The sequence below is a fragment of the Flavobacterium azizsancarii genome, from assembly GCF_027980145.1.
Classification (GTDB): Bacteria; Bacteroidota; Bacteroidia; order Flavobacteriales; family Flavobacteriaceae; genus Flavobacterium; species Flavobacterium azizsancarii.
The window spans coordinates 72,234-85,028 of record NZ_JAMZNK010000018.1 but is presented as its reverse complement, the minus strand read 5'-3'; the positions used below and the strand labels follow the sequence as shown (position 1 = coordinate 85,028).

Annotated in this window: 6 protein-coding genes; 4 read left to right on the top strand and 2 right to left on the bottom strand. The window is 35.6% G+C overall.

Going from position 1 to position 12,795, the window contains the following annotated elements; all coding sequences use genetic code 11:
• Nucleotides 1–12: 12 nt before the first annotated feature.
• Entirely contained in the window at nt 13–3,447 is a 3,435-nt protein-coding gene (locus NJT12_RS12605; protein WP_271336272.1) for a SusC/RagA family TonB-linked outer membrane protein, read from the bottom strand.
• A 517-nt stretch (nt 3,448–3,964) separates the two neighbouring features.
• On the bottom strand, nt 3,965–5,197 hold the full coding sequence (locus NJT12_RS12600; RefSeq protein ID WP_271336271.1) for an ROK family transcriptional regulator: 1,233 nt from the start codon (nt 5,195–5,197) through the stop codon (nt 3,965–3,967).
• Nucleotides 5,198–5,607: 410 nt separating this feature from the next.
• Between NJT12_RS12600 and NJT12_RS12595 the strand changes: the two genes are divergently transcribed.
• The 4 genes from NJT12_RS12595 (at nt 5,608) to NJT12_RS12580 (ending at nt 12,300) form a co-directional block, all read left to right on the top strand.
• Entirely contained in the window at nt 5,608–6,165 is a 558-nt protein-coding gene (locus tag NJT12_RS12595; RefSeq protein WP_271336270.1) for an RNA polymerase sigma-70 factor, read from the top strand.
• Between the two features lie 116 nt (nt 6,166–6,281).
• The gene (locus NJT12_RS12590; RefSeq protein ID WP_271336269.1) at nt 6,282–7,202 is read left to right on the top strand and encodes a FecR family protein; all 921 of its coding nucleotides are present in this window, start codon (nt 6,282–6,284) and stop codon (nt 7,200–7,202) included.
• A gap of 152 nt (nt 7,203–7,354) precedes the next feature.
• A complete protein-coding gene (locus tag NJT12_RS12585) occupies nt 7,355–10,744 on the top strand; it encodes a SusC/RagA family TonB-linked outer membrane protein (protein ID WP_271336268.1) in 3,390 nt (1,129 codons plus the stop codon).
• A 20-nt stretch (nt 10,745–10,764) separates the two neighbouring features.
• The gene (locus tag NJT12_RS12580) at nt 10,765–12,300 is read left to right on the top strand and encodes a RagB/SusD family nutrient uptake outer membrane protein (RefSeq protein ID WP_271336267.1); all 1,536 of its coding nucleotides are present in this window, start codon (nt 10,765–10,767) and stop codon (nt 12,298–12,300) included.
• Nucleotides 12,301–12,795: the final 495 nt, after the last annotated feature.

The window sequence follows — 12,795 nt, the reverse complement described above, 5'->3', positions numbered from 1 at the left end:
TAGTATTAAAATTTACAAACTGATATTTAAACCAAGGATAATGTTTCTTGGAACAGGATATGTACCTGTTGATCCTGCGGCAGATAATCCTAAACTAGATCCTCCGTCGATACCTTGTACTTCAGGGCTTAATCCTTTGTATTTTGTGAAGTAGTATAAGTTGCTTCCGGTTACATAAACACGAACCGATGTTAGTTTTGCTCTGTCGATTAACATTTTAGGCAAGTTGTAACTAAAAGTGATTTCTCTGATACATAAGTAATCTCCACTTTCGTAGTAACGGCTATTTCCCTGAAACATATTGGTGTTATACGCTGCTCCGCTAGCTTCTGATCTGAACAAGTTGTTTTGATTGGTTTGATCTGCCCAACGGTAACGAGGTACATCTGTAATGTCGCCTTCTTTTTGCCATGATTGTGCACTTTCTGCCAATAATCCGTAATTACCCTGAAACTGACCTAAGAAACGTGCTCTTGCTTCGTTGTAAATTGTAGCTCCCAATGAGTAATCTGTTCTTACTGTAAGTGAGAATCCTTTGTATGAAGTATCAAAATTAAATCCTCCTACAAATGTTGGGAACATATTTCCCATATACTTTCTGTCTCTGCTGTCGATTACTCCGTTTCCATCAGTGTCTTCAAATACAGCATCTCCGGCGAATTTTTTACCTTCAGGATTTCCGCCATTTGCAGCCGTTTTAGTTACATAAGTATCGTGCACTTTTAAGTTGTATGCATCTGCTTCTGCCTGAGTCGAAAGAATATACAATTGGTTGTGTGCGTAGAAATTTCCAATTTTTTGTCCTTCCTGCAAACCTCCAACATATTGATATGTTCCGCTTTTTTGATCGAAAATCTCTGTTCCGCCAATTCTGTTGTTTAAATTTCCGTTTGATGGCAATTTTTCAATTGTATTGGTATTGTGAGAAACGTTTGCTCCAACATTAATTTTCCAGTCGTTTTTATTGTAAAGATTCGCTTGTATTTCTAATTCGAAACCTTTGCTTCTTAATCCTCCAAGATTTGTTAATACCGTAGAGAAACCACTATTTGATGGTAAAGTAAGATTCGTTAATAAATCAGAAGTTAATTTGTTATAAAAATCTCCAATAATTCTGATTTTATCTTCGTTGAAACCGAAATCGAAACCACCATTTACAGTTTCAGATTGTTCCCATTTTAATCCCGGATTTGCAATTTGTGAGTTGATAATCGCAGATTGTCCGTTGTAACTATTTGCTACACCATTTGTAGAACCTGAGTATAATCCTCCGGCCTGAAAATCTCCAAGAGTTCCCAAGTTACCATTTACACCATAACTTCCACGAAGTTTAAGAGAAGAGAAGAATTTTGGCATTGCTTTCTCCCAGAATTTTTCTTCCTGAATGTTCCATCCTGCAGAGATCCCAGGAAAGAAACCATATCTGTTGTCAGGTCCTAAACTTGATGAACCGTCATAACGGAAAGATGCTGTTGCGAAATACCTGTTTTTGTAATCGTAATTAACACGTCCGAAAACACTGTTTAAAACCAATTTTGTATTGTTGCTGTAAACAGAAACCGGAATTGGAGAAGAGTCTAAAGTCTGCGCTAGATCTGAAGGACTTCCTTTTCCTGAAGCATTAAAAGATTTTATAGTTCTGTCGTATTTTGAAACTCCTAATTTGGCATCAAAATCTCCAATATTATCCCATCCTTTTTTATAGGCAAAAACTCCTTCGTATTGTACTTGCGAAATTTGGTTGCTTAATCTTGTTGCAGTACGTGTATTGTCTACTAAACCACTGCTTCCGCTTAAGAACGCCTGCTGAAAAGTGTTGTCATTTTCATTTTCGCTATAAAGAGACATAGAAGGAGTGAAGGTGAAATCTTTGGCTAGTTTTAATTCACCATCTACGCCTATTTGTAATTTATTATTTTCGTTGATTCCCTTAACTTTCCCCATTTGGTACAATGGATTTCCGTTAATGTTATTTTGACCCGGAGCCAATGTTCCGTCTTCAAGATATAATTTTGTAGTGGGTGAGTTTCCTAAATATCTGTTGAAAACGACACTATTGGCAACCACCTGATTATTGCTTGATTTAGAGAACAACATACGGCCATTGATAGTAAAATTGTCAGCTACTTTTAGCGAAGCATTTAATTTACTTGTAAATCTTTGGTATCCTGTAAAAATCGTAATACCGTCACCTTTTAAATATCCTAAACTTAAGTCAAAAACTCCAGTATCATTACCTCCGCTTATCCCAAGATTATGACTTTGTGTAAGGGCATTTTGAAACAAAACATCATTCCAATCTGTACTTTTGTACATAATAGTACTGTTAGGATTTAAAGGATCCTGAAGTTCCTGCCAGCCTTTTGCCTGTAGCTGTGCTACTGAATCCGGTGTTAAACTGGACTTTAATAAAGTAGCAAACGGAGTGTTGTTTTGAAGGTTGTTTCCAGTACCAGCGGGAGTCGCGCCCGTTAACTGACCCAGTCTTGCGATACCTGTCGTAGTAGAAAGTCCGGCAAGTTCTGCGGCATTATAAATACCCTGACGTTGAAATTTGATATAATCCCCACCGTCCATGAAATCGTATTTTTTACCAATTCGGCTACTTTGAGTAGAGACATTATAAGTCACTTTCATTTTACCTGATTTACCTGTATTTGTCGTAATAATAATAACACCGTTTGATGCACGAGCTCCGTAGATTGAAGTTGCAGCAGCATCTTTAAGTACCTGAAGCGAAGCAATATCAAAAGAGTTAATGTCATCTATCTGAGTCCGAATAACACCATCTACTATATATAAAGGTGTAGCTCCGGCAGGATTATCGATAGAAGTTCCTCCACGAACCAGAATGTTCGAAGCTTTCCCCGGTTGTCCGGATGACGTTTTTACTACCAAACCGGTTACGTTACCTTGCAAAGATTGTGTTACGTTTGAATACGGTACATTTTCTAATACTTTTTTGTCCAGTTTAGAAACCGCAGTACTTAAAGTTCGTCTGTTTTGAGAACCATATCCTACTACAATTACCTCATTCATTTGTTGTCCTATTTCTTTAAGAACAATAGTAAGAGGTGCAGTACCTATCGCAACTTCTTGTTCCTGAAGACCAATATAAGAAACGATCAAAGTAGTCGCATTATCCGGTACTTCGATAGTAAATTTTCCGTCAAAATCTGTTTGTGCGCTAAACTGAGTTCCTTTGGCTACAATGTTTACACCTGGTAAAGCTTCTCCTTTTTCATTGGTAACTGTTCCGGTAACTTTCTTTTGAATTAGGTCATTCTTTTTTACATTTTTATCTGTAAGTATGGTACTTTTTTCTGTTTCTGCAGCGGTTAACTGCATTGTAAAAACTAAAAGCAACGCAGATGTTAGTTTTATAACTTTTACGTGTTTAGGAGTAAACCTACAATTTATAGGTTTACTTTTTGGCAATAATTTCATACTTTTGTAATGGTTTGGTTAATAATAACTTTGTTAAAGGTCTGTTTATTAATTTTCAAGTCATTGTTCCTATTAAGGAACCGGCCAGCAATGTTCCTGCATTAGCTGGCTTTTTTATGACTTAAAAACAAATGTTTTTTATGCGATGATTAGTGTTGATATTTATAGTTGATCTTTAATTTTCTTACTCTATATAAAACTGATATTCTCTTTTTTAAAATTTATTCACACAACATCATGATAAGTTCGCATTACTTGACTTTTATTTTATCTCTATCTATAAAAAGCAAATACCTTCTTTTTTTTACGAAAAATGTATTTTAATATTTATGGATATTTTAAAAATGTAGCTATCATTATTATTACCTTTTAACAATGAAAAAACATAATATGAATAAATGTTATGATAATCTTATGAATAAATTAATTTATTATTATGAAGTAAAGATATAAAATATTTTAATATAACAAGTTTAGTTATTAAAATATTTTAATAATAAGGAAGTGGTTGGGAAATTTAGTTATTAATTAGAGGGAATAACATCTTTTCTTTAATGACACAACAGGCACCAATAACGCCCGCACGACGGCCTAAAGCAGACTTTTTAAGTTTCATATCACGGTTAACTAAACCGAGTGAATATTTTTTTAATGCAGATTGAATTGGGAGTAAGGCGTAGTCGCCTAATTGTGCGAAATCTCCACCAATTACCAGTAAGTCAGGGTTGAAGATATTTAATAAAATAGATAAATAACGTCCCATTTTTTCGCTTTGCTGGGTTACCAAATCGACACAAAGAGTGTCTTCGAGATTTACAGCTCCGGCAATAATCGCATTGTGTTGTAGTGTAGAAGAGTTTTCGTCAAGAATGACTTTTGATTGTTTGCCTTCTTTTATGGCATCTTTGAATTGGTTGATGAGTGACCAGCCGGAAATTTCGGTTTCAAGACAACCTAGTTTTCCGCATTGGCACATGATTTCATTATTGAAAATAGTACTATGACCAAATTCGCCTGAATATCCTGATTTACCGTAATATAACTTACCATCAGTAATCATCCCGATGGCAACACCCCAACTGTAATTGACAAAAATGATGTTTTGTTCGTCGTCGATAACGCCTTCGCAATATTCGCCAAAAGCCATTGCGCGCGTATCATTTTCTAAGTGAACCGGTAGATCTAATTGCTCAGAAATGATTTCGTTTAAAGGTCGGTTTTCGCTAAAGAAATAGTTATAACTAAAACCTTCCATCGAATTAATACGTCCGGAAAAGTTGATACAAACCCCCACAATCAATTTCTTTTCGACAGAGCTATCTTCGATAAAAGAATTGATGAGGTCACAGAATTTTAATAATGATTTTTGAGTATTTTCTAAAATGAAAGAAGTGCCAAGATCAACACTAACCAATTCATTTTTGATATTTTGCAGTCCAATAGACATACTGCTGATGCCAACCTCAACACCTAAAAAGTAAGCGCAAGTAGGGTTGATACTGTATAAGGAAGGTCTTCGTCCGCCACTATTGGTAATTTTTCCCATGTCGACTACATAACCTTCGGTTAGTAATTCGTTGACAGCTTTGGTTACCGTTGGAACACTTGATTGTAATTCTGTACTTAATTCGGCAATTGTAGAATTACCTCCTGAAAGTAAACGTTTTGTTATCGATTGTCTTAGCATATGCCATTTCTGGCCGGAAAGACTTTTATCTTTACTATTGTCTAATAAATCTTTTAAACTCATCGTTTTTTATAATTACGTGTCTCTTACAAACTTACTATAATTTTTAAATAATTATAAGAATTGGATCTAATTATTAAAATATTTTTTTAATGTAGCTCGTGTTTTAAAAATAAGGAAAACATTTTTAAACTACATACTCCCTAAAAAGATAGTGCTGCTTCTGCACAAAATTTGCCGCATAACGTATAAGAGACGAAATGTTAATATAATGCTTTATAAATAGGATGTTTTATTAATGTAAACGTAACCTTGCAGACCTACCCTCATTTCTAATTTTGGAGACATATTATAAACAACACACTTGTAGTATATGTCATTTTTTAAATCAAGAATACATCGCAGAAAAATAAAAGGAATAAGTGTTTTACAAAGCGCTATTCATTCGCCCAATAATAAAAAAGAAGCCTGTCATGTATAAAGCGTTTACTGATGAGCAGCTTGTTGAATTATTGAGACAAGGAAAAGATAAAGCGTTTGATGAATTGTACTTTCGGTATCGGGATTTGTTAGTTCGCTTTGTTTATATGAGAATGAAATCGATTCCGGTTTCTGAAGAAATTGTTCAGGAAGTTTTTACCACTATTTGGGAACGTCGAAAGACTTTGGTTATTCAAAAGAAATTTGCAGCCTACATCTATACTTCCGTTCGATATGTGACTTTAGATTATATAAAATCGCACACCATTACAGACCAATATATAAAGGAGGTTACTGATCGAAGCAATGACGATTATACCAGCAGTAATACAACCGAAGATGCTATTCATTATCAGGAACTGCAACAAGCGGTGGATAAAGCCACATTATTACTTCCTAAAAAATCCAAAGAAGTTTTTATCCTGAGCCGCATCAAACATTATACAAACAAAGAGATAGCCGAAGAACTTAATGTATCGCATGAAACCGTAAAGTATCATATTGCTTATGCGCTAAAGTTTATGCGAAACTATTTAGGTGAGTTTAACTGATGGGAGGTTTCTAAATTGTGAGGTGCATTTTCTTTTCTTAACAAAAGCGTAACCTCATCCGCCTACCCAAAAGTAAAAATTCTAAGACATACTATTAAAGAGATAAACACATTATAATGCCTGAAAAACCACATCAAGAAATACAGCTTTTTTTAGAAGGTAAGACTTCTCTAAAAGGAGAAGAATTATGGAATAACTGGTATGATCACCCGGACGAAATAACAGATACTACAAACCTTATACAATCTGATCGCTTAAAACTAAAGAAGGAAATCAGGCAAATTAAGAAAACAAATACGGTTATTTTTCTTCAAAACAGAAATTGGGCTATAGCAGCTTCTCTAATCTTTTTAATGGGATTATCCTGTTTCTTTTATTTGTCATCTGTGCAGACTATAACTAAAGAATACGCTACAAAATCAGGAGAACATTCTAAAATAACACTAAGCGACGGAACCCAAATATGGCTCAATGCAGGAAGTCTTCTAAAATATCCCGCAAAATTTAAAGGAGGAACACGTGAAGTGTATTTAACAGGAGAAGCATTTTTTGATGTAGCCAAAGACAAAGAACATCCGTTTATTATTCATACCGATAAAATGGATACCAAAGTTTTAGGAACCAGTTTTAATGTTCAGGCTTATCCGGATCATGCTACACAAGAAGTTTCGGTTTTAACCGGAAGAGTAAATGTAAAATCGACTTTTACCGAAGAAAATGTTTATGTAACGCCCGGACAAAAAGTAGTTTTTAAATCGCAGAATAATAAACTGCAAGCCTTTACGGATATTCCGGTGAACTCTATTTCGCTATGGCGAAAAAACATTATCGTTTTTGAAGATGCGCCTTTACCCGAAGTTATTGCAACAATCAATCGCAATTATAATGTGGCGATCCAGATCGAAAACAAAAATCTCAACAATCTAAAAATTAGCGCCTATTTCAAAGAACTTCCTGTTGGTCAGGTTGTGGCCCTAGTGTGTAATATTATCAATGCCAATTATAAAATCGAATCAGGAACTTATATCATACGATAACTAAAAATAGATTTGACCATATAGTAACATGTATCCAGAGAGACCTAACAGGTTTTTAAAACCTGTTAGGTCTGGCAAAGTAAAAATCAAATTAAAACATCTACGTAGAAGCCTATAAATAATCCAAAAACAATTAAAAAACACACACAATCATGAATCAAAAACAAATGCGGTATGTCAGAAACAGTCAAAACATGACAAGATCTGTACTGACTAAAGCGCTCATTTTTACTGCTTTATTTTTTATAGGATTAGCAGCAAAAGCAGGCAGTGTTGACATTGGTAAAAGAGTAACCTTAAAAGTTGAAAACGAAAGTATAAAGACTGTCTTTCAGAAAATAGAAAAACAGGCAGATGTACATTTTATGTACGAAACCAATCAAGTTAATACGAATCAAAAAATTAGTTTGAAACTGAGTAACGTAACATTAGAACAAGCATTGGACAAAATATGCAGTAATTTTTTCTTTAAATATGAAATTGTAAACAACAATATTGTAATCAAAAAGAATCAAAAACTGACTGATGCCGGACAAGGTAAAATAAGCATTTCAGGAACTGTTTTTGGTGGCGATGACGGAATGCCTTTACCGGGAGTTGGTATTAAGGACAAAGATTCTGATGCCACAGCAACGACAGATTTTGACGGAACTTTTAAAATGGGAGTTAATTCAGCTGAAGCCATACTTGTTTTTTCGTACGTGGGATATATTACTCAGGAAGTAAAAGTAAATCAGTCGACTAGAAATATCAGTGTCAGATTATTAGCTGATATGAAGCAACTACAGGAAGTTGTAGTAATGGGATATGGTTCTGTAAAAAAGAACGAAGTTTTGGGAGCTGTTGGAACTGTTTCTATGAAAGAAACGTCAAGCAGAACCTATAACAGTGCAGCCGAATTATTGCAAGGTACAGTGGCCGGTGTTACGGTGATCAATAATGGTGGAGATCCTACAGCAGAGCCAACAATTAACATTCGTGGTATTGGTTCATTAAACGCCGAAACTCCTTTGATTGTTTTAGACGGAATTATTTACAGCGGATCTTTAAACACTTTAAACCCTAATGATATTGCTTCGATCAGCGTGCTAAAAGATGCAGCTTCTGCGGCAATTTACGGTGCAAGAGCTTCTGGTGGTGTAATTCTGATTACGTCTAAAAAAGGAACTTCTGATCATATCAATGTAAATGTAAATTATCAGGGAGGTTTTCAAAGTGTAGCAAAGACATTAAATGTTCTGGACGCTGCAGGATATGCAGATGCTATGAATACAGCCAGAGATAATGCGGGAATGCCTAGAATCCCCGCTTTTGATCCTGCATTTGAGCCAACAGCTAGAACAACAAAAACGAACTGGATGGACGAAATTTTTCGTACAGGCGAAATACAGGATTTGTCTATTTCTGTAAACGGAAAAACAGAGAAATCTAATTTCTTTTTGTCAGGAAGTTATAGAAAAAACGAAGGGATTTTATTGAATACTTTTGGAACCCGATATACAGCAAGAGCAAATTCTTCTTTTAAGTTAGCTCCCAATTTTACCTTTGGAGAAAACTTTTCGTATTCCTTAACAGATGGTCAGTCAGCCAATACTTCAAATGCTTATACAGGAGCGATTCTGGCGGCGATTTTTTATCCGCCAAATGCTACCATTTACAGAGAAGATGGTTCAGGACAATTTGGTGGTGTTCCGGAGAAATACATAGGTTCTTACGGAGATGTAATAAATCCGGTGGCTTATTTAAAAAGATTAGACAACAGAAATCCTATTTCGACAGTTTTAATTAATCCGTATGTCGAATGGGAAGTTGTCTCAGGTTTAAAGCTAAAGTCAAATTTGGGTTATACAAGAATACAAAACAATGCAACAGAATTTGCAACAAAAATTACTGAGCCGGGAAAAATATTCGATTTCAACAGATTGACTTTAACAAACTCGACAACAACAGATTTGTTAGGGGAACAAACGGTTTCTTACGAAAAATCATTAGGCAAACATAATTTTAAAGCTTTGGCCGGCTATACATATCAACAAACCAAAAGAGATTTTTATACCGTGCAGGGAACAGGTTTTGATAGCGAAGATGCATCGCAGCGCTATTTATTAAACGCCAAATTGGTACAACAAATAGAGGCAGGTATGGCCGAAGAAATTATCTCATCATATGTTGGGAGGCTGAATTATGACTTTAATCAAAAATATTTAATTTCAGGAATTGTGCGTCGCGACGGAACTTCAAAATTGACTTCTGAGAACCGTTGGAAAGTGTATCCTTCTGTTTCTGCAGGTTGGTTAGTATCTGAAGAAGGATTTATGAAAAATATTAATCCAATAATCAGCAACTTAAAATTACGTGCAAGCTGGGGACAAATAGGAAACTTAGGAAACCTTGGGCCTTACCAGTTTAGTGTACCATTAAACCAGACACAATCTTTAATCGGGTCAAGTCCGGTAATTAACTACGGATATTCTGAAAGCGAATTGTCAAACCCTAATTTAAGATGGGAAAGTTCAGAGCAAACCAACGTAGGATTAGATTTCACAATGTTCAATAATGCTTTGTCAGGATCCGTAGATGCTTACGTAAAAACAAACAAAGACATGTTGGTTCGCGATCAGCTTCCGGGTGTTTCAGGGACTCCAAAAGGTAGAATCGTAAACTCTGGAGATGTAGAAAACAAAGGTATTGAGGCAAGTTTGATGTACCAAAAAACGCGTGGCGATTTTAAATTTGATATTACAGCAAATGCATCATTTTTAAGTAATAAAATTGTTTCGATCAAAGATGATTTGACTTCTCTTGAACCATTAAATTTAAGCAGGGTTCGTAGTTTGCCTTTAGCGAATATTTATCAGGTAGGAAGCCCTGTTGGTGCCTTTTACGGTTATTCGACAGATGGACTGTTTCAGAGTAATGCTGAAGCAAAAGCATATGTAAACGCTAAAGGCGAAGTATATCAGCCCAATGCGGTTGCAGGAGATATTAAATTTAAAGATATAAATGGAGACGGTGTCATCAATAACAATGACAGAGTAGTGCTTGGAAATCCTTTTCCTAAAACGACTTTCAGTTTAAATATGAACTTTAGATATAAAGGGTTTGATATGAATGTCTTTTTTAGCGGAGCAGCAGGAAATAGTGTTTTTAATGCTGTAAAACACACCGGTCTAAACGGTTCATTTCCTGGATATAACTTATTGGCAGAATCTAAAAATGCATGGTCGCCAACCAATACAAAGACCAATATTCCGGTACTTTCATCAACAGACAACAATAATAACTTCGGGCGAATCTCTGATTTTTATATCGAAGATGCTTCTTTCGTAAGATTAAGAAACCTTTCGATAGGATACACAGTAAAAGATCAATGGCTGAACGGAAAAGCAAAACTGAGATTTTTTATCTCAGCTCAAAACCTTTTCACGATCACCAAGTATTCAGGAATGGATCCGGAAATAGGGCTTAAAAACTTTGGTATGGACTTAGGAAAATATCCGCTTTCCCGTATTTATATGACCGGTGTAAATGCAACTTTTTAAAAAAATATAAAACAAATAAAATGAAAAATTTAAGTCTTTTAGTATTGAGTTTTGTGCTTTTACTGGGCGCGACAGCGTGCGAAAGCGAACTTGATTTGGTGCCGCAAGGAGCTCCGTCAAGCGGAAATTTCTGGAAAACTCCAGCAGATGCAAAAGCAGGAGTAAACGCTATTTATGCTTTATATTCTGATGATAATATGTACGGTCGTGGTTTTTTCTGGCTGAATAACGCCAGTGATGATATAGGAACCAAGCCAAGACAAAATGCAGAACGTATTAAGAATTTTATTGTTGATGGTGCAGAATCTGATACCAAAGATATCTGGAGAATTCACTACGAAATAATGAAACGCTGCAACGATGTTATTCGCAATATTCCTAAGATTTCCTTAGACGAAAAAACAAAGAATGGGATGTTGGGAGAAGCGTACTTCAATCATGCTGTAATGCATTTAGAACTGGCTTATCATTACGGAGATGATCGCGCCGGAATCCCGATTCAGGATCGCGAAGACCCAACAAATGTATATGTGCCAAGAGCTAAAAATGTAGCTGAAAACTATGCCTACATCGCAGCCGATTTAGTAAAAGCAGCCGATTTACTACCTTATTTTAATGAGCTGACTTCTGATAATTACGGACGTGCTCATAAAACAGCTGCCTGGGGATATTTAGTACGTACCTATTTGTATGCTAAAGATTGGGACAACGCAATAAAATATGCCAATATGATCGTGAATAGTGGAAAACATAAGTTGCTGGATAATTTTGAAGATGTATTTAAAATCAAGAACAACTGGTCTTCAGAATACATTTGGTCAGTAACGTCAAGTGCAGAGAATACTTCTTTAGGATCTATTTTTCCGGGAGTATGCCTAGAAGACAAAGGTTGGGGAGTTTATAATGGTTGGGGAAATTTTTATCCTACCAAAGAATTATTTGATACCTATGATCCAAAAGATAAAAGACGCAGCGCGACTATTTTGCAAAAAGGTGATAAATTCCTGTATTTTGGTGAATTAGTAACTTTTAATGAAGGTAAATATCTTGTAAGTTCCAGTAATAGAACCGGATATCAGTTCAATAAATATATGGAGCCGTTTGGTTATGCCAAAACAACTTCGGGCGGGATTGATATTCGTTATGTAAATGCCAACGGAGATAAACCTTCGACAGCTTTAAACGTTCCTCTTTTGCGTTATGCCGATGTGATTTTGATGTTGGCAGAAGCCAAACTTATGAAAGGCCTGAATGCCGATACAGAAATTAATATGATCCGTCGTCGTGCAGGTCTTGGAGATCTTGCCGGAGCAACATTAACCGATCTAAAAAGAGAAAGACGTTGTGAATTGGCCGGAGAATGGACAGACCGTCATTTTGACTTAGTACGTTGGGGCGATGCTCAGGCAACTTATGCAAAACCGTTACACCATTATAACGGAACCGTGATTTATCCTGCTCGTAATTTTAACCCTGCAATTCACAAAGTTTGGCCAATACCACCGGATGAAATTGCAGTAAGCAAAGGAGCACTGACGCAAAATAAAGGTTGGTAGTTTGTAGTTTCATTTTGTTTGTTTAGTTTTTTTACACTGCAAGCTTGTCGGAGCTTGCAGTTGTAAAAAATAGCAAATGAATTTCAGATATAAACATAAACCAGTCTTTTTTTAGGAAAAAGACTGGTTTGTATTTAAAAGAAATATAAAGTAGTAACCCCCAATGTTGTCATCTCGACGCAGGAGAAATCACACCAGAAATCCACAAAGAAAATCGCCAATTTTTGTCGAGTTATGCGTGTGATTTCTCCTTCGTTAAATGAAAAAAATGATTTTGCCCCATTTTAATTAATCATAAACCAAGTCCCAGCGGGACGATATATTTATAGAAATTTAATTTTTATAAAAAGAATTTGAACCCCATCGGGGTGGCATATATATCGCTTCTCTGGAGCTTTAATGTATGGGAATTTATTATTGCTATAAATATGTCGCTCCTCTGGAGCTTAATGGGGGGAATCTATAATTGTTATAAATATATTGCTCATCCGGAGG